This window comes from Rhizobium sp. 3T7, assembly GCF_020166565.1.
Taxonomy (GTDB): domain Bacteria; phylum Pseudomonadota; class Alphaproteobacteria; order Rhizobiales; family Rhizobiaceae; genus Rhizobium.
The window spans coordinates 113218-137567 of record NZ_JAIQXS010000001.1 but is presented as its reverse complement, the minus strand read 5'-3'; the positions used below and the strand labels follow the sequence as shown (position 1 = coordinate 137567).

Genomic DNA, 24350 nt, shown 5'->3' with positions numbered 1-24350 from the left:
TGGTTCCGGCAGGCCGGGCCCGAATGTACGGATTGTCGCATCGTAAGGGAAGCCAGGTTCACCCACGCCCTTCGAAATCACATTCTTTGCCAGAACCGCTCCTGGCCGAAGAGATAGTTTATGCCGGCACAGAGGTGGGCAGGCTCCCATCGCAATGCTCACGAAAGGGTACTCCCGCAATCCACTACTGCGGCATCTGCACACCGGGCAGCCCCGGTACCGTTCCAAAATTGAGCGAGTTCTCAGGGGGGACGGCAAGCTGCTCTTGAGCTCGTCGCGCGGCATCCGCGGCTGCCTTCTCTTGCGCCGCCCTGGCGCGCGCTTCAGCATCGGCTTTCGCCTTGGCTTCTGCCTCAGCCTGCGCCTGCGCTTGCGCTGCTTGCCTCTCACGCTCGGCCTGAGCGGCCAAATCCCTCAGCCGCTGCTCTTCAGCTCGTCGCTGGACCTCAAAGGCGGCAGCCTTCTGGCGCTCTGCGTCATTGAACCTGTAGAGAGCGACTTCGCGGCGCAGTCGCTGCTTTTCCAGGACGTTCGACTGCAAACGCTCGACGCGTCGGCGTTCACGCTCGAAGGCGCGCAGCGACAGGAAACCGGTGATATCTGTGACGTCCATCGTACGGCCAGGCGACGCAAGCAGCCCCGAAAAGTCGAGGCGTATCGCAGGCTCCGCGCCGGGAAGCACCTCGTTGCCCGGATTCAGCGCAATATTGAGCGACGCGTTGATGCGCTCCTGCGACAGGTCGATCTGGCCGTTGCCAACAACCGTTGCCTGATCGGTCGTCACGGCGACGTTCTGAAAGCGCAGAACCCCATCCGTCACGTTGAACGGAATAGCGGTCGGCGGCAGCTTCGCCTCGCCGTTGTTAAGCAATGTCTCGACGATCGGATGGACTTTGCCGGCGTTCAACTGATCCTGCATCGGATCGGTCGCAGCCAGTAACGGCGCCAGCATGCCGAGATTGAGCCCACGCACGCTGATATCGCCGAGCCGAAGTTCGCCGGATCCATTCAGCGAACCGGCTATATCCTTCATCGACTTCCCTGAGGCTTCCAGAGAGAGTGCCAGCCCGAACTTGCCATTTGCGACGGGAGCTCCATCGCGCGGCCACACAACCCCGGCGAGGTCCGCGTCCGCCAGAGCCAGCTTTGTCTGGAAGAAGCCTGTACCATCGGCATTGGTAAACAGCAGACTGCCGTTCAGGCTGCCGGCATCCCAGCCGCCCTTGATGTCGTTCAGTTGCAGCTCGTCGCCCTTGTAGGCCACAGTAGAGGTGAAATCCGAAATCGGGCCCGACCAGCCAGGCCAGAATTGCTTGGCGGAAAGCTTGAGATTGACGTCCATGTCCTTGAAGACTGGCAGGCCCAGCGCTGCGGCCGACAGGTCGCCCGTCGCTGCATCCGTCATTGGGCCGTAGACCGCTTCTCCGAGCCAAGCGGCATCAGCCTTGGATAGCGCCAATTCGCCCGTCGCCGTTGTCTTCTCCGCTTTGCGGTCGACGGTCAGCGCACCCTTGAATTCGTTGTCAGCGGCATGTCCTGCGATATTCGCAAAAGCAATCTTGTCGCCATCAATGGTCGCGTTCGTCGTCAGCTTGAACGGCAAGCCCGTACCCATCTGCGGCATGGCGATGCCGTTCATCACAAGATAGGGATCAAGGTCCGCACTCTCCAGTGATACCGCAAGCTGACCGTTCATGAAGGCTTGCGGGCGGACATCCACCTTACCGCCAGCAGTAAACGAGGTACGGTCAGTGGCAAACGTCAGCTGCGCGTCGGCGGGATCCGTGCCCTCAGCCTGTACCTTCAGGGTCAAACGACCGTTGGCGTCCGCATCGACTGGCAAGGGATCAAGACCGGCCTGCCCGAACAAGATCGAAGTGGTGCTGTTTTCAAGCGTCGCCTCGAGGCTCGTGGTGCCCTTGCCCGTCAGCGCCAAAAGATCCGACATGCGGTAGTCGAGATTGACACGGCTACCATTGCTCACCCCGGCCAGCGTCAGGGTCAGGCCGTCGCCCTCGTCTCCTCCAAGCGTCAAGGCGCCGCGCAGCGCAGTATTGGTGTACCAGGCAGCATTGCGCACGAGCCTATCCATGACCGGGTGCTGCGGCAGATGCTGTTTGAGCATGGTGAAGAATGAGCCCGGATCGGCCGATTTGAAAGTGATTTCCCCAGAGCCCTTGTAGTCGAGCAGCGATCCCTCGGCGCGACCGGTCGCGGTCACCTCAGCACCTGCCAGATTCTTGACGGAAAGCTTCTCGACGGCGAGAGCCCCATCAGCAATGGCAAAGCTTGTCTCGACATCGGTCGCTTCGACGCCAAAGGCACTAAACTTGTCGGCCTTGAGCCGCGCGTTGATTTTGTGATCAAGCACGTTGTCACCGGCATCCTGACCCGTGAACAATCCGGTCAGCGCACGCAGCGCATCCAGATCGAGCGCGTCGCCGGCAAGCGCCACATCCAGCGTCGGCGCCTGGTTGGTCAGCACCTGGCGGTCGAGCGTGCCCTTGAGCGTCGCCTGCCCAACGGCAATTTCCAGGTTGTCGAAGGTCTGCCGGTCGTGCGTAAGATTGACGTCGGCGGAAAAACCCGCCTGTCGCAGTTGCCGGATCGCAGGATCGACGGAGCCGGCAAGCCAGGCCGCAAGGCCTGTGGGCTGATTGGAGGCGACCGTGATCTGCCCAACAAAGGATGCCTGCCCCTGCAGATTGAGCTTGCCTTGACCCTCCACCTTCGTACGACCGGGGAGCGTGCCGACCACGTTGTCGATCGTCCAGCCCTTGCCAGCGGGTTCGACATCGAGCTGAATGTCGCGGATTGTCGTGTCTCCGGCAACAATCGCCGGCAATCGAACACTCGCCTTTCCTGGCACCTGCGGCACCGGCACTTGCGAAATAATTTGGATCATCGCGTTCAGTCGCTGCCGGGCCGAAAGGCCGGGATCACGGTTGGTCTTGCCGTTCGCCCCCTGATTGCCGATACGATTGACGTCGATCTGCTGGCCATTCGCAATCAACAGGAATTGCGGCTTGCTTCCCGTATCAAGCGTCGCCTCTCCGGTGACGACGTAGGGATCGTCCGTAGGCCCGACCTCCAGACGATATTCCGGTATCCGAATGCTTTCGTTGGTAAGTTCGAACTTCCCTTTCAGTCGCGGAGGGACATCAGCCTTGTCGGTTTTCTTGCCATTCCGGTTCTCGATCGATGCGGAGACCGTTCCTTGATAGTTCGGTCTGCGGTCGACGAGCTTCAGCTCACCGTCAAGATCAACGGTGACCGGCTGCCTGTCGGGCTGCAGGCGCGTGCGCATCCGCAGGATTCCGTTCTCGTCAGGCTGATTGCTGGCAATGGTGAAGCTGCCATGCTCGCCGTCGAGTGCCGCATCGCCTTCGATCCGCCACGGTCCGGCAAGCGACTTGGCCGACATTTCAGCATTGAGACTCGCGATGTGCCGCGACCGCCCCGACTGATCGTCGATGAACTGGACATCACCGCCGCTGACATGAACGTTCTCGAGAACGACTGTCCTGGCTGGGATTTCAGGCTGGCTTCCGCGCGTCCAATCGAGCGTGCCGTCCTTCAGAAGTCTGAGCTTCACCTTCGGGTTGACTACGCGCATGTCGAAGATCAACGCTTCGCCCGAGAGGAATGGCGCAAGTTCGGCGTCCATGGAAAACTGCTCGATCTGCACAATCGGCGACCCGTCAAGCTCCTGCCCAACGCGCACGTCATGCAGTGTCACGGAGGGAAACGGCAGCAGGCGCGCATCCACCGCACCATGCACGACGACCTTCTTGCCGATGATCCGGCTCGCCTGGTCCTCGAAATTCTTTCGGAAGTCGGTCCAGTCGATAAACAGCGGCGCCAGCAGCGCCACGAATAGCGCCACGACAACCACTCCGCCCAAAAAGACGAGGAACCGGCCTACCAACTCAACAATTCTCCATTCGGAAATCCATCGCGGACACTAGAACATGATACCGAAAGCTGTGAAGCAGCTTTCGGGCAACATCATGCTCTATTTACTTGATTTGGAGATGAATTCGCCTCATCGCCAAATCATTCCCTGCAGCGCCGATCCCGGCTGATCGTCAGGCGCGACGGAATGTCCGTTTTCAGGCACGATGGAATATCTTGCCGGGGTTGAAGATATCGTCCGGATCGAGGGCCGCCTTGACTTGCCGCATCAGGTCGACCGTACCGCCGAGCTCCTCCTCGAGGAATGCCATCTTGCCCTGGCCGATGCCGTGCTCGCCGGTGCAAGTACCATCCATTGCCAGAGCGCGAGCGTTAAGCCGACCGACAAAGGCTTCGGCGACAGCAATGCCCTCCTGCGTCTTGTCGTCGAACAACAAAAGCACATGGAAGTTGCCATCACCGGCATGACCGACGATCATCGCAAGCAGACCATGCTCCTCGATGTCGGCCTGCGTCTCGCCGATGCAATCGGCAAGACGCGAAATCGGCACGCAAACATCCGTCGAGAGCGCGGCCATTTCAGGTGCCAGCGCCCGTGAGGCCCAGTAGGCATCGTGCCGCGCTTTCCAGAGCTTGCTGCGTTCCTCGGCGTTGACTGTCCACGAGAACGGGCCGCCTCCGCATTCAGAAGCGATCTCGGCAAACTGCTCCGACTGCAACGCAACCGTCTCATCCGTGCCGTGAAACTCCAGGAAGAGCGTCGGCTTTTCCTCATAGCTCAGCTTCGAGTAGGCGTTGCAGGCGCGGATTTGCAGCGCATCGAGGAGTTCGATGCGGGCAACAGGGATACCCATCTGTATGGTCATGATCACCGCATCGCAGGCAGCCCGGACGGTCGGAAAGGCGCAGACGCCACCGCCGATCTTCTGCGGGATGCCCTGCAGCCGCAGCGTCACGGAGGTCAGGATGCCAAGCGTGCCTTCCGCCCCGACGAAAAGCCGGGTCATGTCGTAGCCGGCGGACGACTTGCGGGCGCGCCGTGCGGTGCGGATTTCTTCTCCGTTTGCAGTCACCGCCGTAACGGCAAGCACGTTGTCCTTCATCGTGCCGTAGCGCACGGCGTTCGTTCCCGACGCGCGCGTCGAGGTCATGCCGCCGATCGAGGCATTTGCGCCCGGATCGATCGGGAAGAACAGACCTGTATCGCGAAGATAAGTGTTGAGCTCCTCGCGCGTCACGCCCGGCTCGACGGTGCAGTCTAGATCCTCGGCATTCACTTCAAGAATCCGGTTCATCCTGCTGAAATCGATTGATATTCCGCCATTTGGAGCATTGACCTGCCCTTCCAGCGAAGAGCCTGTGCCGAAGCCAATGACCGGCACCTTGTGTTCGGCGCAGACTTTGACCGCCGCCTTCACATCGTCGGCACTCTCGGCAAAAAGCACGCCGTCGGGCAGTTGCGACGGAATGTAGGTCGTCGTGTGCGCGTGCTGTTCGCGAATGGCTTGGCCGGTCTGGAAGCGCTCGCCAAAGCGCTGTTTCAGAACGCCGAGAGCAGCTGCAATGCCAACCTCATTCCGTGTTCCGGTTCTTGCGTCTTTGAGCGCCATCTCTTTGATCTCCTTCACCTTCGCTGCCGGGAGGCAGGTTGGTATGAGACAAGAGACGGCGCCTGTCTAGTGCAGGACTAGCGAGAATGGTCCTGTGCCGAGCACCGTTCAGACCAACGGCGGATTGAGCCGTGAAAAGGCCTCCTGCCTGCGGTACGGAAAGTACGGATAGGGCGCGGTCACTGCACTCGCCTTATCGAGCCTTTCCACCTGCTCCTTCGATAGCGACCAACCGACAGCACCGAGATTCTGTCGCAGCTGCGCCTCGTTCCGCGCGCCGATGATGACACTGGCGACAGTCGGGCGGCCGATCAGCCAGTTGAGCGCGATCTGCGGAACGGTCTTGCCTGTCTCTTCCGAAACTTCGAACAGCGCGTCGACGATATCGTAAAGCTTCTCGTCGTCGACCGGCGGCCCGTATTCCGCCGTCTGGTGCAGACGGCTACCCTCCGGCAGCGGCTGGCCGCGCCGGATCTTACCGGTGAGACGACCCCAGGCAAGCGGACTCCAGACCAGCGCGCCTACGCTCTGGTCGGCGCCAAGCGGCATCAGCTCCCATTCGTAATCACGGCCAGCCAGCGAATAGTAGACCTGATGCGCGACATAGCGCGGATAGCCGTGACGCTCTGCAATCGCGAGCGACTTCATCAGTTGCCATCCTGCGAAATTGGAAACGCCGACATAGCGGATCTTCCCCGCCGTTATCAGCCCGTCCAGGGTCGCCAGCACCTCCTCGATAGGCGTCGAGGCGTCGAAGGCATGAAGCTGCAGCAGGTCGATATAGTCTGTACCCAGCCGCTTCAACGCCTCGTCCGTCGAGCGAGTGAGACGCGCGCGCGAGGTTCCCCAATCCGCCGGGCCATCGCCCATCGGCAGGGCGATCTTGGTCGAGATCAGCACGGCATCTCGTCGACCGGCGATCGCCCGGCCAAGGACTTCCTCGGAGGCCCCAGCCGAATAGACATCCGCCGTATCGAAGAGATTGACGCCCGCTTCGAGCGAAATGTCGATCAGGCGCCGGGCTTCGGCGGCGTCCGTATTGCCCCATGCACCGAAGAGCGGACCCGAGCCTGCGAACGTTCCAGCGCCAAAGCTCAAGACCGGCACCCTGAGGCCGGATGCGCCGAGATTTCTGTATTCCATGGTCAGTCTCCCGTTGTGGACTTCAGAAGAGATAGACACTGAATTTACCATGATATAGATTGCCGGAAGGAAAGACATCCATGAATTGAATTCATCATGAGCCGACAAGACATCAATCGCTCCGGCGAAATGGAAGTCTTCGTACGCGCCGTCGAACTCGGCGGCTTCACGGCCGCGGCCCGCGCTTGCCGCATGACGCCATCTGCAGTCAGCAAGCTTGTCGCGCGGCTTGAGGCACGCCTCGGCGCTCGCCTCGTCAATCGTTCGACCCGGAAGCTGCATCTAACGCCGGAAGGCTCCGCCTTTTACGAGCGCAGCGTTTCTATTCTTGCAGACATAGCGGAGGCCGAACGCTACGCCTCCGCCGGCGAACAGGCCGCGGGTCCCATTCGCATTAACACCAGCGCCTCCTTCGGCCATCATGTCCTTGCGCCGCTCGTCTCCGAGTTTCTGGCGCTCAATCCCGCCGTCACTCTCGATATCTCGCATACAGACGCCATCGTCGACCTCGTCGAGGATCGAACCGATGTCGCGATCCGCGCCGGACCGCTGAAGAACTCCAGTCTCATTGCGCGCAAGCTCGGCGTCACCCGGAAAGTCATCGTGGCATCGCCGACCTATCTGAAGCGCGCCGGCGAGCCGAAATCTGTTGCGGACCTGAAACATCACCGCCGCATCGGCTTTTCTTATGCGCGCAGCGTCCAGGGCTGGCCCCTTCGCGAGGACGGAGAAACCGTCGCGTTGCCGATCTCACCCGGCGTGCAGGTGGGCGATGGCGAAGCGATGCGATATATGGCACTGTCGGGCGCAGGCCTAGTCCGCCTCGCCACCTTCACAGTTCGCGCCGATATCGAGGCCGGGCGGCTGGTCCCGGTTCTCGAGGAGATCAACCCCGGTGATATCGAGGAATTCTACGCCGTCTATATCGGCCAGGGCGGTCCGTTGCCGGCCCGCGTGCGAGCGCTACTCGACTTCCTGGCGGAGCGTGTCAGCCTCTAACGCTGCGAGATCTATAGGATTTCGCAATTGACCCCTTCCCCGGCTGGCGCCTATATCGGCGCATTGCCCTCCGGTCTCTCCGGGCGGCCTCTTTTGCCAGCCAGTGCTGCTCCCTTGCTTCGCCTGATCGCGGTTCCAGCATTGGCAAGACATGCATGGGAATCATGCCGTTGTACGACGCCAGCCGCTTCTTTCGATACGCCAGCCTGCCGCGGTGGATACTCTTGCTCAGCATCTCGACCCTGCTTGTCGTCGGGCTCGAAATGCTTGGCCTGCCGGCCTCACTCCTTATCGGCCCGATGGTGGCGGCAATTATCCTTGCTCTCTCCATCGGCCAGGGATCACTTCGGGTCCCACGCTGGCCACTCCTCTTCGGACAGGCGCTCGTCGGATTTCTTATGGCGCGCGCCATCACCGTCGATATCCTGAAGACGATGGCGACCGACGCACCGCTCTTTCTCGCGATGATCCTTTCCGTCATCGTCGCGGCGGCCGGCCTTGGCTGGCTGCTGACACGCTGGCAGGTCTTACCGGGAACGACGGCGGTTTGGGGTTCCTCGCCCGGTGCGGCTTCCGCGATGGTCATCATGTCCGAAGCCTACGGCGCCGATGCCCGTCTCGTCGCTTTCATGCAGTATTTGCGTGTGGTCTTCGTCGCCGTGGCCGCTTCGGTGGTCTCCCGCCTATGGGTTGCCGCAGATGGTGGCGAACCGCCGGCAATCATCCTCTTCCCACCGGTCGACTGGCAGGCGCTTGCCGCGACTGTCACCCTGACCTGCCTGTCTGCCTATGTTGCTGTTCGTTTTCGTATCCAAGGCGGCACAATCACCGTGCCGTTGGTGCTCGGTTCGCTGCTGCAAGGCTTCGGTCTGCTGACGATCGAGCTTCCGTTATGGCTGCTGGCGATCAGCTATGCCCTGATCGGCTGGAACATCGGTTTGCGCTTCACCCGCGGCATTGTCATGCACGCCGCCCGCGCCCTTCCCCGCGTTGCTGCCTCCATCCTTTTGCTGATGTCGATCTGTGGCTGCATGGCCTTTGCCTTGCACAAATTCGCAGGCGTCGATCCGCTCACAGCCTATCTTGCAACCAGCCCCGGCGGCGCCGATTCCGTCGCCATCATCGCCGCATCGAGCGATGTCGACGTGCCCTTTGTGATGGCCATGCAAACCGGCCGCTTCCTAGTGATCCTGTTTACCGGCCCAATGCTGGCACGCTTTATCGCGCGCCGCTCCGGTCTTGCGGAGAAGCCCGTCTGAGGCTCGCCCATTGGCCGGGCGTCATGCCGTAGGCCTTCTTGAAGTGCCGGGTCAAATGGCTCTGGTCTGCAAATCCGGTCGCAGCAGCAACATCACAAAGTCCTTCGCCCGCCCCGATCATGGCACGCGCATACTGCAGGCGCCGCATGAGGAGATAGCGATGCGGGCTGGTTGCAAAGGCAGCCCTGAAATGCCGCGCGAGGGAAAAGCGGTCCAGGCCGGTAACAACCTCCAACTCGCCCGACCGCACAGTCTCTGTCGCATGCGCTTCGAGATAGTCCCGCGCCAATCTTGCGCGCTGCCACGCCACGCTTCCGAGCGGCCGCTGTGGTGTCCTTGCATGCTTGGCAAGTCCACCGGCAACACGCGAAACGAAGTCGTCGACGAACAGCTCATCGAGCTCGCGATCCAGTTCGCCAAGCGCTGCGAGCAACGTGCCGACTAGGATGGGATCCCAGATCACCGGTTCATCGACGAATGGCAGCCCGATCTTCTCCTCGTCTAGGCATTCGAGCAGCAACGCCGGTTCCAGATAGAGCATGCGATATTGCAGCCCGTCATCGGTGCCCGCACCACCATCATGCTCTTCATCAGGGTGGAGCACGAGCACCTGTCCTGGCATGCTGAAGCGCCGCTCTCCGCGATAGGAAAAAGTCTGCACACCCTTGATCGTGACGCCAAGCGCATAGGTATCGTGGCGATGGGGCTCGAAGGCATTGCCTGAAAATTGCGCCTCGATCCGCTCGATGCCGGGAAAAGCCGGCGCAGTCACGATCCCGTCTGCGCCGCGCTCCGTGCACAAACGTTCAAGACCCTCGAAGGCATGACTGTTTACATCCTGGTCCAACGCGACTTTCGAACCCGCATGAAAGAGACTGGAATGTTTGATACCAAAATTGCGATCGTCCTGCGAAACAATCTTGCATCCTGGCAGAAGCTGAACGTGACCGCCTTCCTGATGAGCGGCATTGCCGGACAGAACCCCGAGATCATCGGCGAGGCCTACAAGGATCGCGCCGGCAATCTTTACCATCCGCTCTCCATTCAGCCGATCATCGTTCTATCGGCCGAGGGCGAGACCCTGTCGACGATCCACCGCCGCTCTTTGGAGCGCGGCGTGACCTCTTCGTTGTTCATCGAGGAGATGTTCGCAACCGGCCACGACACCGCCAACCGAGCCGTCTTTGCTGAATATGCACCTGACGATGCCAAGGTCGTCGGCATCGCCATCCGAGCCGCGAAGAAGATTGTCGACAAGATCACCAAGGGCGCGACGATGCACCAATAACGAAAACGGCCGGGCGTTGGCCCGGCCGCTTCTCACGACTGCAATGTGGGTCAGCTCTGGGTGACAGGCGCGATCTGGATTTCGACGCGGCGGTTCTGGGCGCGGCCGGCTTCCGTGGCGTTGGAAGCGATCGGTTGCGACGGGCCGAAGCCAACGGCCGAAACGCGGCGCGGATCGATGCCCTGGGTGCCGAGATAGTCGGCAACCGACATCGCGCGGCGCTGCGACAGATCCTGATTGTGCTGCAGGCTGCCGGTGGAATCGGTGTGACCGTTCACGTCGATCAGCGTGCGGTTGAACTTGCGCAAGACAATCGCGACAGAGTTCAGCGTCGGATAGAAGCCAGCCTTCACGGCGTCCTGATCGACATCGAACGTGATATTGGACGGCATGTTCAAGATAATGTTGTCGCCGCGGCGGGTGACCGAGATGCCGGTTCCCTGGAGCTGGGCGCGCAGTTCGGATTCCTGCTGATCCATGTAATTGCCGATCGCACCACCCGCGAGCGCACCAACGCCGGCACCGATCAGCGCGGCGTTGCGACGTCCAACCGGCGAGCCGCCGACAGCCAGGCCAGCAAGCGCGCCGACGCCGGCACCCAACAGTGCCCCGCCTGACGTGTTCGACATCTTCTGCTCGCCCGTATAGGGGTCGGTCGTGGTGCAAGCACTAAGGTAGGTTGCGGCAACAGACAAAAGTATGAATTTCTTGATCATGGACAGGTGTGTCTCCAGTTCGGCGTTGATGCGACCAGTATTAAGGATTGCGGCAACAAGATGAAGCAGGCGCTTCAGATACTGGAAATTAGGCAAAATGCACAGCGACTGCGGATCGCAAGCCACAGCGACAGGCTGAGTGGCCATGTCGCCCAGCGGATTGCCCGCGACACGTCCTTTATCAAGCCGACCCGTTAGAAGTTCTGGAAGAGCTGGCGAACCTTGTCATAGCTGGCGTTAGCGATGTTCAGCGACTGCAAGCCAAGTTGCTCTTGCGTTTGCAGGGCCCGCAGCCGGCTCGACTGCTCCTCCATGTCGGCATCGATCAGCCGGCTGATGCCGCGGGCGTAGGAATCGTCTAACGACTGCGCGAAATCGCTCTGGATGCCGATACGCTTTTCGAGTGCGCCAAAGGCCGAGCCGACCGTCGTCATCTGGTTCAGCATCATGTCGACGACGGTGATCATCTCCTTCACCTGCGCCTGGGTCGTAGTGCTTGAAACCCCAATCTCGACCTGCCCTGCCGTGTTGCCGGCGCCCTTCATTATCACATAGTTTTGCGAAGCACCGGCCTCGGTGGCAAAATACTGCGACGTGAGAGCGCCGTATTCCCCCGATCCCGTCGTGCGATCATCGATCAGATAGCGCGCGTCCTTTGAGCTTGTCGCCCCAACTGGTGCCAGGTCGACCTCATAGCTCAGCGTGTCAATTTTGACGCTTCCGTCAGAATAACGGATGAAGGACGAAGGGATCTGTCTGGGTTTCGACGGATCCGAGGAATCGTCGATCGCCACCCAGTTGTCGCCGTTGAAGGTCGCCGACTGCGCGACCGACCGCAGCTGATCCTTCAGGTGAGTAATGTCTGTATTGATCTTGTCCTTGTCGACGCCGGACTCGGTTGCCGCGACGAGCTTTGCCTTGATCTCACTGACGAGATCGATCGCGTTGTCGACGGCATTGTAGGCCGTGCCCATGGTCGCGGCCGCGAGGCCAAGGGCGTCACGAATGGCCGACTGGGCTTTCTGATCGGTTTTCAGCGTCGAACTGATCGCCCAGTAGGCGCCATTGTCGGACGCTCTTTCCACTCTGAGGCCGGTGGACACCTGCCTCTGGGTCTTGGTCATATCGCGACCGATGTCACGCAAAACATAAAGCGCGGCATCCACCGAAGTGCGCCGATAAATGCTCAAGGTACTGTACTCCGAACACAACAATACACTGACACACACACAAACCGCACCGCGAACGCTCATGTCCGGGGGCGCCCCACACCGGCGCCGGAGCAGCCCCCCGAAACGCTGGAGGACCTATCGGTTTCTGCTCGAATGATTGCCGCTCATGCTTAAAAAACATCTAAGGTTCAGAGGAAATTCATCCAATCCTACAACTTTTCATAAACTATAAGTCGCAGCATTTGCCGGCGAGGGCAGCGGGCTTGCTTACTCCGCCGCCTCCAGCCGCCCTGCCTTAGTCGCAGGGCGCGGACGCGCGGCGTGCGCCATTTCTTCGTGGAGGCGCTCCTCTTCGTGAGCATGCGGCTTCGCAAAGCGGGCGATGAGCAGGTAGGCGACCGGCGTGATGTAAAGCGTCACCAGCGTCGCAAAGCCGAGCCCCCCGACAATTACCCAGCCGAGCGCAATACGCGCTTCCGCGCCGGCGCCATGCGCAAAGACCAGCGGGACGCCGCCGAGGATCGTCGCGATCATGGTCATCATCACAGGGCGCAGGCGCAGCGCACACGCCTTCTCGATCGCCGTGCGCACATCTTCGCCGCGATCGCGCAGCTGGTTGGCGAATTCGACGATCAGAATGCCGTTCTTCGCCATCACACCCACAAGCAGCACAAGGCCGATCTGGCTATAGATGTTGAGGCTCGACCCGGTAATGATCAGCGCGAAGACGGCGCAGGCGAGCCCCAGCGGCACCGTCGACATGATGATGACCGACGACAGCACGCTCTCGAACTGAGCGGCTAGAACCAGGAAGATGATGACGATGGCAAAGCCGAAGGTCAGCGCCATTCCGCTCGAGTTTTCTTCCAGCGTCGCGGCCTCAGCAAGAGGGACGAGACGAGCGCCGGCCGGCAGGACCGATTTCGAGATCTCGGTCACTTCCTTGACCGCATCTCCGAGTGAAAGACCGTTCTTCAAGCCAGCGGTGATTGCCACCGACGCAAGTTGCTGTTCGCGGTTCAGCTGCGGCGCGACGGAACTCTCTGTCAGCGTGGCAATCACCGACATCGGCACGATCTTGCCGTCACCGGTCTTGAGGAAGACGTTCTCGAGATCCGTCGGATCGTCCAGCGGCCGCGTGTTCGATGTGAGCAACACAGGATAGGATTCACCCTTGACGAAGACATCGACGACCGAACGCCCCTCGAGCAACGACTGCATGGCTGTCGAAAGGCCGGTAATGTCGATCCCGAGATCGGAGGCGCGCTCACGGTCGATCGTGACCGACACCTGCGCCTGTGTCGGCTCGTTGGTCAGTCGCGGCGTATCATAGTGTCCCGTGGCATCGAGTGCGTGGACCAGTTCTGCAGCCGCAGCTGTCAGAACCTCGTGGTCGTTGCCGACCAGTGCCATCTGCAGCCCGCTGCCGGCGCCACGGATACGCAGGCTGTTGGACTGGATGGCATTGCCACGCAGCGCCGGCACCCTGGCAGCCGCCTTGTTGATATCGGCAACGATCTCGGCCTGCGTGCGGTGACGCTCACCCCATGGGGCCAGCGTCAGCACCATGAAGCCGCTATTGACCTGCCCGCCCTGTCCCGAGATGGAAAAGACGTTGCGGATATCGCCACTGTCGACGAGAGGCTGAAGATATTCCTCGACCCGCTGCAGCTTGTCGCGCGTATATTCGAGGCTGGAACCCTGCGGCGTTGTCAGGCGCATCATCACCAGGGCCCGGTCTTCGTTCGGCGTCAACTCGCTCCGAACCGTTTGGAACGCGACAACAGCCGCTCCCGCGAAAAGAACGGATGCGACGATGATCACGAGCGGCGCATTCAGGCAGGCATGCAACGACCACCGGTAGGTATCAGCAAACCAGGTGCCGAAACGGCCGAGAAGTCCGTGGTCCTCGAGCATCTCCTTCGTCAGTATCCGCGACGCCAGCATCGGACATAGAGTCAAGGCGACGATGGACGAGAGGCCAACCGAGAAAGCGAGCACGAAGCCGAATTCGCGGAAGAGCCCACCCACCTGCCCCGGCAGGAAGGAAAGCGGAATGAAGACCGCCGCAAGCGTCGCGGTCGTCGCGATCACAGCAAAGAACACCTCGCGCGTACCAAGCACGGCAGCTGCTCGCGGCCCCATGCCCTCCGATCGACGGCGTACAATATTTTCGAGAACGACGATCGCGTCGTCCACGACGAGACCGGTCGCCAGCACGACCGCAAGCAGCGTCAGGATGTTGATCGAGAAGCCAACGAGATAGACGGCCGCGAGCGTTCCGATGAGGGCCACCGGCATGCTGACGGCGGGGATGATCGTCGCGCGCCAGTCCCTGAGGAAAAGGTAGATCACGCCGGTAACGATGACGACGGCCAGGATCAGCGCGAGCACGACCTCATGGATCGCCCCCTGGATGAAGACGGCGTCATCGCTGGTAATAGCGATCCGCGTGCCCTCGGGAAGCGTCTTCGAAAGCTCGGCAACGGCGTCCTTGATGCCGTTCGAAATGTTCAGCGTATTCGACTGCGCCTGGCGGATAATGCCGAGGCCGATGCCGGGAACGCCGTTGGAGCGCAGGGCCGTCTGTCCGTCGCGCGGCCCAAGCGTGACGTTCGCCACATCGCCGAGTCGCACGTGGTTCTGCAGGATAACGTTGGAAAACTCTTCCGGTGTCTGCAGGCTTGCCATCGCACGCACGACGATCGTCTGCGTTGGGCTCTTCAACGATCCGGCCGGCATATCGAGGGCAGCGCTCGACAGCGCCTTCGTCAGATCACCAACCGTCAGCCCGCGACTGGCGAGTTCGCTCTGGTTGACGTCGACGCGGAAGACCTTCTCCTGGTCGCCATAGGTCTCGACATCGGCAACGCCATCAACGGAGGCAAGGCGATCGATAACCTGGTTTTCGACGAGAAGGGTCAGGTCGTCCATGTTGAGCTTGGACGAGGTCACGGCAAGACGCATGATCGGCTGCGAATCGGAGTCGGCCTTGACGATCTGCGGCGCGTCCGCCTCCTCCGGCAGACGATCGGCTATACGGCCGATGGCGTCACGCACGTCGTTTGCCGCAACAGCGAGGTCAACCGAGTCGGAAAATTCGAGCGTCACACGGCTCTGGCCGAACTGCGAGCTCGATGAAATCGACTTCAGGCCGCTGACGCGTGCCGCCGCCCCCTCGATGACCTTCGTCAATTCCTGATCGACCGTCTGCGGCGAAGCGCCGTCAAAGGTCGTGCGAACGGTGACGATGGGCCGGTCGACATCTGGCAGTTCGCGCACTTCGATCCCGGCATAGGCCGCGAGGCCGGCAACGATCATGAGTGTATTGAATACCAGCGCAAGGATCGGGCGCCGGACAAACAGCGCGGTAAATGTCTGCTTGCCGGAAGCCGGCTTCTCCTGCATCTCGATCACGTTCATTGCGTGGCAGGCTCCGAGCTCGACGCGACGTCGCTTGCGATGCGCACTGCCCCGCCCTCAAGGACGCGCTGCAGCCCCTCGATAACAATAGCGTCGCCGTCCTTCAGGTCGGCTTTAACAAGGATAAAGTCGGGATTGCGCTGCACGATGCTGACGCGGACCTTTTGGGACTTGCCGTCGACAACATGCCAGACGAAGGCACCCTGAGAGTCCCACTGTACCGAAACGGGGTCCACCGCCGGATACTGATCACCCGCGAATTTCATACCGACATTGAAAGACATGCCGGCCCGCAATTCGTCCGACGCGTTGTCGATCCGCGCCCGCACGCGCAGTGTCCGGCTGGCGGCGTCGATGCGGTTGTCGATCGCCTCGACCGCTCCCGAGAAAGCTCGCCCGGGCAGCGCAACAGAGGTCGCCTCCACCGGGTGACCTGCGGTGATCGTGTTGGCAAAGCGCTCCGGCACCCAGTAGTCGACGAGAATCTCCGTCCGGTCGTCGAGCGTGGCGACCGGCGTTGTCGTCGAGACGTTATCGCCGACATTGACAGCGATGATACCGACGATGCCATCGATAGGCGCGACGATGTTGCGGCGCTCGAGATTGAGCTCGGCGGCCTGCAGCTGCAGGCGTGCGCCCTGCTCAGCGATCTCTGCGTCGAAGACGTCCATGCGCGACACGCTGGACTTGATGTTGTGGTAGAGGCTGGATTTCTCGATGGCGCTCTTCAGCGCCACATCAGCCTGACCGCGAGCAATGACCTGCTCTTCGCTGTCGAGCTTCGCGAGAACCTGCCCCTTGGTGATCCTGTCGCCCGACTTGATGAGGATTTCGCGGATCGTACCGCTCGCCTGCGGCATCACCACGACGGAGCGGATCGCATCCCCCGTGCCGATGGCGCTCAACCGATCATTGACGACGCCACGAACAACGGCTTGCGTGGCGACCAGAACGGGCGCATTGGCTCCGCCACCGCGGCGCCTTGATTGTCCCTCTCCGCTGACCACAGGCTGCGGTGCAGCTTCGCCGGGCGCCAACTTGGAAGCCTCAGAAAAGCCGGCCTTGCGCAGCGTCTCGCCGGCCCCCGGCACAAAGTAAACCCATCCAGCAAAGCCGGCAGCAATCACGACAAGGCAAACTATAAACTGCTTCCAAAATGCCATTCACGTCTCCAGAGGGACTCGAGGCTCGTCCAGGGTCTATCGAAAGAGGCGTTTCGCAGGACAAATTGCCGCGTGTCTGCGACAATATTGTCTCTTTGCTGATCACCGGCAAGCGAATTGGTCCCGCATTACTGAATTGTAATATCAAGACTGAGTTACTGGCAGAACGTTCGCCACTCGTTTCCCGCACGCGTCGCAGAGTTTCTTCGCCGAGGACAAATAACGGTTTTGTTTTCTGACGTTTATGCGAGATGCCGTACCGCCTAGGATAAAACTTGCAGCCACATCCGGCAATTCGCCGCCGTTGCGGCCCTCCCAGGCCGGATACAAGCTGAGGACAGTCGCCCGGACAGGAATGAAAGCAGAACATCTTTTCTGGTCTTTCCATCCCGAATCACTACATTACGCGCCATGAGCAATAGTTTCGACGATATCCCCTTCTTCGACGAAGAGCCGGATGAGCCGCCGCGCAAGCAGCCGGCCCCTGCCGCTCCGGCCAGCGGAGGGCTCGCCGCCCGCGCCATGGCCGCTCGCGATGGCGGCAAGCGCCCCGATTACCTTTCCGGCCTGAATCCGGAGCAGACCGAAGCCGTCGAAACACTCGAAGGTCCCGTTCTCGTGCTCGCGGGCGCAGGCACCGGCAAAACGCGCGTTCTGACGACGCGCATTGCCCATATCCTCAACACCGGCCGTGCATTCCCCTCACAGATCCTTGCTGTCACCTTCACCAACAAGGCTGCCCGCGAGATGAAGGAGCGTATTGCCGTGCTCGTCGGCGGCGCCGTCGAGGGCATGCCATGGCTCGGCACCTTCCACTCGATCGGCGTCAAGCTTCTACGCCGCCATGCCGAACTCGTCGGCCTGCGCTCCGATTTCACGATTCTCGATACCGACGACGTCGTTCGCCTGATCAAGCAACTCATCCAGGCGGAAGGCCTCGACGACAAGCGCTGGCCCGCCAAACAGTTTGCCGGCATGATCGACACCTGGAAGAACAAGGGCCTCGGCCCGAGCGACATCCCCGAGGGCGACGCGCGCGCCTTCGCCAATGGCAAGGGCCGCGAACTCTACATCGCCTACCAGCAAAGGCTTTCGACGCTGAACGCCTGCGATTTCGGCGACCTCCTGATGCACCCGATCGCGATCTTCCGTAGGAACCCTGATCTTCTCAAGGAGTATCACGGCCGCTTCCGCTACATCCTCGTCGACGAGTATCAGGACACCAACACCGCCCAGTACATGTGGCTGCGGCTGCTTGCGCAGCGCCCCAAGGGCGAACCGCAGAACGTTTGCTGCGTCGGCGACGACGACCAGTCGATCTACGGCTGGCGCGGCGCCGAGGTGGACAACATCCTGCGGTTCGAGAAGGATTTTCCGGGCGCCAAGGTCATCAAGCTGGAACGCAACTACCGCTCGACGGCACATATCCTTGGTGCGGCTGGCCATCTGATCGCTCACAACGAAGGTCGCCTCGGCAAGACACTCTTCACCGACCGGAGCGATCCCGAGGACATCAAGGTCCAGGTGCACGCCTCCTGGGATTCCGAGGTGGAAGCCAGGGAAATCGGCGAGGAAATCGAGCAGCTTCAGCGCGGCGATGCCAAAGGCAAGCGGCATCTGCTGAACGACATGGCAATCCTCGTGCGCGCCTCCTTCCAGATGCGCGAATTCGAAGACCGCTTCGTGACGCTGGGCTTGAACTACCGCGTCATCGGCGGCCCGCGCTTCTACGAGCGCCTCGAAATCCGCGATGCCATGGGCTATTTCCGCCTCGTCGCACAGCCTGCCGACGACCTCGCCTTCGAGCGCATCATCAACACCCCGAAGCGCGGCCTCGGCGATACGACGGTACGCGCCCTTCACGATTACGCCCGCGCCCGCGATATCCCGATGCTGGCGGCAGCCGCCGACATGATCGAAACCGACGAGCTGAAGCCGAAGGCACGCAAAGCCCTCTTCGACGTCGTTCAGTCGTTCCGCCGCTGGCAGGAAATGCTGGAGAACACGCCCCATACCGAGCTTGCCGAGCAGATCCTCGAAGAGTCGGGCTACACCGACATGTGGAAGAACGACAAGTCGGCAGACGCGCCAACCCGTCTTGAAAACCTGAAGGAACTCATCCGCTCGATGGAAAGCTTCGAGTCGATGCGCGGCTTTCTCGAGCACGTCTCGCTGGTGATGGACGCCGAGCAGAATGAAAATCTCGACGCCGTCTCGATCATGACCTTGCATTCGGCCAAGGGCCTGGAGTTCGACACCGTCTTTCTGCCGGGCTGGGAAGAAGGCCTGTTCCCGCACCAGCGTTCGCTCGATGAAAGCGGCCGCGCCGGTCTCGAAGAGGAACGCCGCCTCGCCTATGTCGGCATCACCCGCGCAAAGCGGCGCTGCCACATCTGGTTCGTCTCGAACCGACGCATCCACGGTCTGTGGCAATCGACGATCCCGTCGCGGTTCCTCGATGAACTGCCGGACACGCATGTCGAAGTGGCGGAAACCGAGCAGAGCTACGGCGGCTATAGCAGGGGCAGCTACGGTCAGTCCCGTTTCGACAAGGCCGATCCCTTCGCCAACTCCTACTCGACGCCGGGCTGGAAGCGTGCCCAGCAGAACAAGACGGACGCCACCCGCGACAACTGGGGTACCCGCTCCGGCCCTGCCGTGGAGCGTATCGGCTACGGCGAAAGCGGCCCGCGCGGCCGCACCATCGACGGCGAGCTGGTAGCGAAATCCACGGCAACGGAACCCTCGAAGTTCAAGACCGGCGACCGCGTCTTCCACCTGAAATTCGGCAACGGCAATATCATCGAGATCGAGGGCAATAAGCTTACGATCGATTTTGACCGGGCTGGCCAGAAGAGAGTGCTCGATGGGTTTGTGGATCGGGTTTCATAGGTTTCATCTTATAACAGGACGGATTCACAAGAATCTCAATCTGATTGGCCTGCGGACATCGTGCAGCGTCGATGAGATCGAGAGTATAAGACGGCAACATCCCGCTCACCCCAGGATCGGCATCGACCCCAGCCCCAGAATATCATTGAGCAATGCCAGCCCGATCCCGGCCGCGACGACCGCGATGCCGATCAGAAACAGCCGTCTGGCCCGATCGTATTTGGCAGCAATCAGCGAGTCCCGGGCCAAGAGGTCGGCGAAGACCTTGACCTGCAGAGCTATCCCCACCGTCAGCAGCACCATCGGAAAGATGTCGATCCGGCTCCAGTCGTTTGGATTGGAGACCCAGCGACTGATGAAGCTCAAGGAAAAGCCAAGGATGATGCCGGCCGCCGTCAGCGAGCCGTTGCGGAACGTCGCGTCGATCTTCTCCTCTGGACCGGGCTCGGTCATGGCTTGGGCTCCGGGTAATCCCCTCGCACAGAAAGGCAGAAATTCCCGGAGTCAGCAAGGCCGCGGCTCACAGCATGCCTACGAGGGGCGCTAGGCGCAGGCTTCCGCGGCAAACGTTGCGTTCCGCTCTTCAAGCAGGCGCCGCAACACGCTTCGATGGCATCGGCTCTCGTTCTCGCAGTAGCAGCCGATCGAAAAATGGCTGGCATGCGAAAGCGTGGCGAGCAGGTCGAGCACATGGCTTGCCTCCGGCACTTTCATTTCCTTGGTGAAGCTGCGCACGAAGGCCATCCACTCAGCATCGGTGGTTGCCGCCTTCGCTTCGGTCACCAGGGCCTGGCTCGGCGAAAGGATCGGTAGCCAGACGTCATAGTAGTTGCGGCTGGAGAATTCCTCCTTCGGTACGCCGCGCGGCGGTCGGCGGACGGTGCCGATGCGCACGCCCTCGCCTTCCGCCCGCGGCGACCCCAGTTGCACGACGCTGATAGCCATTCCGCCCCTCCATCAACCTGTCACGATGTCTACGGATCCCGAGCAAGGAAGATCATCACGAGCATGACGAGGCAAAACTTCACCGTCGCCACTGTCGCCTGCCGCCTGATACTTTGAACGCTACTCACCATTGTCACTCTTTCGTACCTTCGAAGCCGCGACCTTTTCTGCAAAAGAAGATTGGCGGGATCGCGGGCGTCAATGGCTCCCCGCGTGAGAGCGGTCAGAATTGCGGCGGAACCACCAACAACGCCGCGTCAAGCGAAGGTTAACGAATCACTCTTAAAGATCGATCAAATAGTGCTGCGCCTCCAAAGGTAACGCCAAAGCCGAAAGTCCTGTCATGAGCGATTCTGATATCTTCGATCTTTCACCAATCGCGATGTGGATCGAGGATTTCAGCAGGGTCAAGGCACAGTTCGATCGCTGGCGCGCCGAAGGCGTCGAAGATGTTCGCGCCTATTTGAGGGACGATACCAGACGTGTCGCGGCCTGCTCGCAGCTGATCCGCGTGTTGCGCGTCAACCGCAAGACACTGGAACTCTTCGAAGCCAACGACCTCGATCACCTCGTCGAGAACCTCGGCTTGGTGTTCCGCGACGAGATGCTGGAAAGCCATGTCAACGAATTGGCCGAGCTATGGGAAGGCAAGACCGAATTCACCGGCAGTGCCGTCAACTACACGCTGTCCGGACGCCGGCTTGATATCCAGTTGCGCGGCTCGGTGCTGCCGGGTCATGAGCAGTCGCTCGCGCAGGTGATGCTGACTACGGAAGATGTCACCGCTCGCGAGGAAGCCCGCCGCAAGGAGCGCGAGAACCGCCGCTACGCCGAAGGCATCTTTGAGCACTCGCCGGTCTCGCTTTGGGTCGAGGATTTCAGCCAGATCAAGCTGCTGCTGGAGAATGTCCGCGATCGCGGCATCGACGACTTCCGGGTCTTCACCGATGTCCATCCCGAGTTCGTACGTCAGTGCATGAGCGAGATCCGGGTCATCGACGTCAACCAGGCGACCCTCGATCTGTTCTGCGCGCCTGACCGCCACACGCTTCTGCAACGCATCGAAGAAGTCTTCCGCGACGATATGGAGAAGCACTTCCGCGAACAGCTGATCGAACTGTGGAACGGCAGGCTTTTCCATCAGCGCGAAGTCATCAACTACGCGCTCGATGGCTCGGAGCGCTATGTCCTCCTGCAATTCTCCGTCCTTCCCGGCCATGAAGCAGACTGGGCACTGGTGCAGGTGGCGCTCACCGACATCACCGCGCGCAAGAAGGCGGAAGCCTATCTCGAATATCTCGGCAAGCACGACGTTCTAACCAAACTCCGCAATCGCGCCTTCTATGTGGACGAGCTGAACAGGCTCGAGCGCAAGTCATTGCGCCCGATCTCGGCCGTCATTATCGATCTCAACGGCTTGAAGGAGGCAAATGACCAGCTCGGACATGATGCCGGCGATGCGCTGTTGCGCCGCCTTGGCGAGGTCTTAAACGGCGCGGCCGCCCAACCCAATCATGCCGCCCGCATCGGCGGCGACGAATTTGCAGTACTGATGCCCGGCGCCGACAAGCAGGCGGTCGCGACAATGGTCGAGACCATCGGGGAACTCCTCAAGATCAACAACCAGTTCTACTCCAATGCTCCGCTCAGCATTTCGCTCGGCGTCGCGACAAGCGAGCCGGGGGAAACGATGGAGTCAATGGTGCGGCGTGCCGATATTGCCATGTACGCGCAAAAGCGTGCCTATCACGCCGGCCGCAAGGCGGAAGAGCAAGGCAGCGCCACCACGAACGAAAAGTCCGCCTCGGCGGCTTGAACTAGACGAGTCAGGGCTCTGGAATCCCCTGCCTGGCCATTGCTGGCAGCGCGCTGCTGTCGTTGGGACAAGGCGCCCTTGCCGACATCATCGGCATATACATCTCGCCTACCTGATGCCGGTTCCGTGCTATGCTTGTATCGCCTTTTACGGGCTGAAGGGTACCGACCGACCCGACCTTTTCAAGGCTCGCTTCGCCGGCCCTGCGGCGAAGCGTCTCGACGCTTGCGCCATCCCTCGGCCCTTGGCATGGTGCAATGCAAAATCGAGGGAGTCGCACCGATGAAAGCCTTGCTTCTAGTCGATATTCAAAATGGCTTTTGCCCGGGCGGCAACCTCGCGGTCCCTGACGGCAACGAGGTGGTTCCCATCGCAAACCGCCTGATCGAGAGCGGCAAATACGACCTGATCGTCGCCTCCCAGGATTGGCACCCGCCCGGCCACGGCAGCTTTGCCTCCTCCCACCCCGATAAGAAACCATTCGAACTCGGCACACTTTCGGGCAAGCCGCAGATGATGTGGCCGGATCATTGCGTGCAGGGCACGGCGGACGCAGAACTGCATCCGGACCTCAAGATGGGCAAGATCGATCTTATCCTGCAGAAGGGCGAGAATCGCAATGTCGATAGCTACTCGGCTTTTCGCGACAACGATCAAGACGCGCTCACCGGGCTCGCCGACTTTCTCGAGGGCCTGGACGTGACCGAACTAGACGTCTGCGGTCTCGCGACCGATTACTGCGTGAAGTTCTCGGCATTGGATGCGACCGAGATGATGCCGGGCGTGCGGGTTCGCTTCGTCGAAGACGCCAGCCGCGGCATTACACCCCAAGGCGTTGCGGCCGCGATCGAGGAAATGCGTGCGCGTGGCATCGATATCGTGACCAGCCGGCAAATTCTGGAAGGCTGATCACTCCGTCGCGTTCCGCTGCAACTGATAGACGTCCTCGGAAAAGTCATCCATGCGTCTGGCAAGCGCGACCTGCGCGTCTTCGAGCCCCTTCTTATAGTAGGCGGCGCCAACTTCCTTTGCAAAGAACTCAAGAACGAACTCCGCTCTGAGAAGGCCGATCGGCTGGTCCAGCTCGCTGTCGAAATAATGCTGGATCCGCGCAAGGAGCTCGGTCTTCTCTTCCTTCGAAAGTTCGATCTGATTCATGTTCTCTCCCCGAACGGCGATCGGTTGCGAATGCATCGTTCAGCGAAATCGATCGTTCAATCAAGGAAATTTGCTTGCGGCAGATACCGCCCCTCCTTAGACGAGGGCAAAATTCCAGAAGGATTGTCGCCGATGAGTCGCGCTGATTTTTTCGACGGTTTGCGCGGTGGCTCAGCCGTTGCACTGGCCTCGGCCCCATTCGGGGCTTTGTTCGGAGCGCTGGCGGTCGATAACGGCATGTCGCTCGCCGAAACGACCTTCATGAGCGCCACGGTCTATGCCGGCGCAAGCCAGATGGTCGGCATCGAGCTTTTCGGCCACAACGTCCAGGCATGGCTGATCGTCGCCTCCATCCTGGCCGTGAACTTTCGCCACGTGCTCTATTCGGCGGCACTCGCGCCCTACATCAAGCATTTCTCACCGATCCAGAAGTTCTTCACCTTCTTCCTGCTGGTCGATCCGCAGTTTGCGGAAACGGCAAAACGCGGCGAATCAGGCAAGCCGGTCACGTTTGTTTGGTATCTCGGCTTTGGCATCATCATCTATGTACCCTGGGTTTTAGTCAGCTTGCTCGGCGGCATGCTCGGCAGTTACATCGGAGACCCGAAATCGATCGGCCTGGACATCCTGCTGCCGGCCTATTTCCTCGGCATCGTCCTTGACTTCCGCCATCGCGACAATTTTCTCCCGGTCGCCGCCGTTAGCGCCGTCGCCTCCATTATCGCCTATCATTATGTCGGCTCGCCTTGGCACGTCAGCCTAGGTGCCGCGGCAGGCATCATCCTTGCCGCCCTGTTCCCGCCGCCACCGCATGAGCAGGAACTCGAATCCGATTTGCACGAGGTATAACG

The 24350-nt window shown here is 60.8% G+C and carries 18 protein-coding genes and 1 pseudogene; 8 read left to right on the top strand and 11 right to left on the bottom strand.

All coding sequences use genetic code 11. The annotated features are described in order from the left end of the window. Positions 1–184: 184 nt before the first annotated feature. The 3 genes from K9B32_RS00635 to K9B32_RS00625 all read right to left on the bottom strand — a co-directional run bounded on the left by K9B32_RS00635 (position 185) and on the right by K9B32_RS00625 (position 6668). Positions 185–3928, bottom strand: a complete 3744-nt coding sequence (locus K9B32_RS00635; protein WP_224560003.1) for an AsmA-like C-terminal region-containing protein — start codon at positions 3926–3928, stop codon at positions 185–187. 184 nt (positions 3929–4112) lie between these two features. Beyond that, positions 4113–5525, bottom strand: coding sequence for an FAD-binding oxidoreductase (locus K9B32_RS00630; RefSeq protein ID WP_224560002.1), 1413 nt, complete (start codon positions 5523–5525; stop codon positions 4113–4115). A 108-nt stretch (positions 5526–5633) separates the two neighbouring features. Beyond that, the gene (locus K9B32_RS00625; RefSeq protein ID WP_224560001.1) at positions 5634–6668 is read right to left on the bottom strand and encodes an aldo/keto reductase; all 1035 of its coding nucleotides are present in this window, start codon (positions 6666–6668) and stop codon (positions 5634–5636) included. Between the two features lie 96 nt (positions 6669–6764). Between K9B32_RS00625 and K9B32_RS00620 the strand changes: the two genes are divergently transcribed. Both K9B32_RS00620 and K9B32_RS00615 read left to right on the top strand, forming a co-directional pair. Further along, positions 6765–7667: a LysR family transcriptional regulator gene (locus K9B32_RS00620; RefSeq protein ID WP_224560000.1), complete on the top strand. Its 903-nt coding sequence runs from the start codon at positions 6765–6767 to the stop codon at positions 7665–7667. A 164-nt stretch (positions 7668–7831) separates the two neighbouring features. Beyond that, the gene (locus K9B32_RS00615) at positions 7832–8926 is read left to right on the top strand and encodes an AbrB family transcriptional regulator (RefSeq protein ID WP_224559999.1); all 1095 of its coding nucleotides are present in this window, start codon (positions 7832–7834) and stop codon (positions 8924–8926) included. On the opposite strand, the gene K9B32_RS00610 is transcribed toward K9B32_RS00615, so the two are convergent. Further along, a complete protein-coding gene (locus K9B32_RS00610; protein ID WP_224559998.1) occupies positions 8886–9773 on the bottom strand; it encodes an AraC family transcriptional regulator in 888 nt (295 codons plus the stop codon). The two genes, K9B32_RS00615 and K9B32_RS00610, sit on opposite strands and share 41 nt — an antisense overlap. A gap of 33 nt (positions 9774–9806) precedes the next feature. On the opposite strand from K9B32_RS00610, the gene K9B32_RS00605 reads away from it, so the two are divergent. Further along, positions 9807–10214 (top strand): DUF2000 family protein, encoded by a 408-nt coding sequence (locus K9B32_RS00605; RefSeq protein ID WP_224559997.1) that lies wholly within the window; start codon positions 9807–9809, stop codon positions 10212–10214. Positions 10215–10264: 50 nt separating this feature from the next. Here K9B32_RS00605 and K9B32_RS00600 read toward each other — a convergent pair whose 3' ends face one another. The 4 genes from K9B32_RS00600 to K9B32_RS00585 all read right to left on the bottom strand — a co-directional run bounded on the left by K9B32_RS00600 (position 10265) and on the right by K9B32_RS00585 (position 16688). After that, positions 10265–10930: an OmpA family protein gene (locus tag K9B32_RS00600; RefSeq protein ID WP_037084427.1), complete on the bottom strand. Its 666-nt coding sequence runs from the start codon at positions 10928–10930 to the stop codon at positions 10265–10267. Between the two features lie 194 nt (positions 10931–11124). Then, positions 11125–12120 (bottom strand): flagellin, encoded by a 996-nt coding sequence (locus K9B32_RS00595; protein WP_224559996.1) that lies wholly within the window; start codon positions 12118–12120, stop codon positions 11125–11127. A gap of 249 nt (positions 12121–12369) precedes the next feature. Further along, positions 12370–15525 carry an efflux RND transporter permease subunit gene (locus tag K9B32_RS00590; RefSeq protein WP_224559995.1) on the bottom strand — a complete coding sequence of 1052 codons (3156 nt, stop codon included), beginning with the start codon at positions 15523–15525 and terminating at the stop codon, positions 12370–12372. Then, complete coding sequence (locus K9B32_RS00585) at positions 15522–16688, bottom strand: efflux RND transporter periplasmic adaptor subunit (protein WP_224559994.1); 1167 nt, start codon at positions 16686–16688, stop codon at positions 15522–15524. Before K9B32_RS00585 ends, K9B32_RS00590 begins: the two co-directional genes overlap by 4 nt. Before the next feature lie 411 nt (positions 16689–17099). Here K9B32_RS00585 and K9B32_RS00580 point away from each other — a divergent pair, with 411 nt between their 5' ends. Further along, positions 17100–19580, top strand: a complete 2481-nt coding sequence (locus K9B32_RS00580; RefSeq protein WP_224559993.1) for an ATP-dependent helicase — start codon at positions 17100–17102, stop codon at positions 19578–19580. Between the two features lie 105 nt (positions 19581–19685). On the opposite strand, the gene K9B32_RS00575 is transcribed toward K9B32_RS00580, so the two are convergent. Together K9B32_RS00575 and K9B32_RS00570 are read right to left on the bottom strand one after the other, a co-directional pair. Beyond that, complete coding sequence (locus tag K9B32_RS00575) at positions 19686–20033, bottom strand: hypothetical protein (RefSeq protein ID WP_224559992.1); 348 nt, start codon at positions 20031–20033, stop codon at positions 19686–19688. 90 nt (positions 20034–20123) lie between these two features. Then, the gene (locus tag K9B32_RS00570; RefSeq protein WP_224559991.1) at positions 20124–20525 is read right to left on the bottom strand and encodes a DUF488 domain-containing protein; all 402 of its coding nucleotides are present in this window, start codon (positions 20523–20525) and stop codon (positions 20124–20126) included. A 343-nt stretch (positions 20526–20868) separates the two neighbouring features. On the opposite strand from K9B32_RS00570, the gene K9B32_RS00565 reads away from it, so the two are divergent. From K9B32_RS00565 to pncA, 3 genes and pseudogenes are all read left to right on the top strand, one after another. Beyond that, a complete protein-coding gene (locus K9B32_RS00565; protein WP_224559990.1) occupies positions 20869–22341 on the top strand; it encodes a sensor domain-containing diguanylate cyclase in 1473 nt (490 codons plus the stop codon). Positions 22342–22346: 5 nt separating this feature from the next. After that, positions 22347–22507: pseudogene (locus K9B32_RS00560) on the top strand (glucose/galactose MFS transporter); the annotation flags it as partial. Positions 22508–22623: 116 nt separating this feature from the next. Beyond that, complete coding sequence (gene pncA, locus K9B32_RS00555; protein WP_224559989.1) at positions 22624–23250, top strand: bifunctional nicotinamidase/pyrazinamidase; 627 nt, start codon at positions 22624–22626, stop codon at positions 23248–23250. On the opposite strand, the gene K9B32_RS00550 is transcribed toward pncA, so the two are convergent. Beyond that, positions 23251–23499 (bottom strand): DUF2164 domain-containing protein, encoded by a 249-nt coding sequence (locus K9B32_RS00550; protein WP_224559988.1) that lies wholly within the window; start codon positions 23497–23499, stop codon positions 23251–23253. Between the two features lie 132 nt (positions 23500–23631). Between K9B32_RS00550 and K9B32_RS00545 the strand changes: the two genes are divergently transcribed. Then, complete coding sequence (locus K9B32_RS00545) at positions 23632–24348, top strand: AzlC family ABC transporter permease (RefSeq protein WP_224559987.1); 717 nt, start codon at positions 23632–23634, stop codon at positions 24346–24348. Positions 24349–24350 lie beyond the last annotated feature (2 nt).

Bases quoted from the DNA above. Each gene is read 5' to 3' on its own strand.
- K9B32_RS00630 (WP_224560002.1), bottom strand. From the start codon at position 5,525: ATGGCGCTCAAAGACGCAAGAACCGGAACACGGAATGAGGTTGGCATT.
- K9B32_RS00625 (WP_224560001.1), bottom strand. From the start codon at position 6,668: ATGGAATACAGAAATCTCGGCGCATCCGGCCTCAGGGTGCCGGTCTTG.
- K9B32_RS00620 (WP_224560000.1), top strand. From the start codon at position 6,765: ATGAGCCGACAAGACATCAATCGCTCCGGCGAAATGGAAGTCTTCGTA.
- K9B32_RS00615 (WP_224559999.1), top strand. From the start codon at position 7,832: ATGCCGTTGTACGACGCCAGCCGCTTCTTTCGATACGCCAGCCTGCCG.
- K9B32_RS00605 (WP_224559997.1), top strand. From the start codon at position 9,807: ATGTTTGATACCAAAATTGCGATCGTCCTGCGAAACAATCTTGCATCC.
- K9B32_RS00600 (WP_037084427.1), bottom strand. From the start codon at position 10,930: ATGATCAAGAAATTCATACTTTTGTCTGTTGCCGCAACCTACCTTAGT.
- K9B32_RS00590 (WP_224559995.1), bottom strand. From the start codon at position 15,525: ATGAACGTGATCGAGATGCAGGAGAAGCCGGCTTCCGGCAAGCAGACA.
- K9B32_RS00585 (WP_224559994.1), bottom strand. From the start codon at position 16,688: ATGGCATTTTGGAAGCAGTTTATAGTTTGCCTTGTCGTGATTGCTGCC.
- K9B32_RS00580 (WP_224559993.1), top strand. From the start codon at position 17,100: ATGAGCAATAGTTTCGACGATATCCCCTTCTTCGACGAAGAGCCGGAT.
- K9B32_RS00575 (WP_224559992.1), bottom strand. From the start codon at position 20,033: ATGACCGAGCCCGGTCCAGAGGAGAAGATCGACGCGACGTTCCGCAAC.
- K9B32_RS00570 (WP_224559991.1), bottom strand. From the start codon at position 20,525: ATGGCTATCAGCGTCGTGCAACTGGGGTCGCCGCGGGCGGAAGGCGAG.
- K9B32_RS00565 (WP_224559990.1), top strand. From the start codon at position 20,869: ATGAGCGATTCTGATATCTTCGATCTTTCACCAATCGCGATGTGGATC.
- pncA (WP_224559989.1), top strand. From the start codon at position 22,624: ATGAAAGCCTTGCTTCTAGTCGATATTCAAAATGGCTTTTGCCCGGGC.
- K9B32_RS00550 (WP_224559988.1), bottom strand. From the start codon at position 23,499: ATGAATCAGATCGAACTTTCGAAGGAAGAGAAGACCGAGCTCCTTGCG.
- K9B32_RS00545 (WP_224559987.1), top strand. From the start codon at position 23,632: ATGAGTCGCGCTGATTTTTTCGACGGTTTGCGCGGTGGCTCAGCCGTT.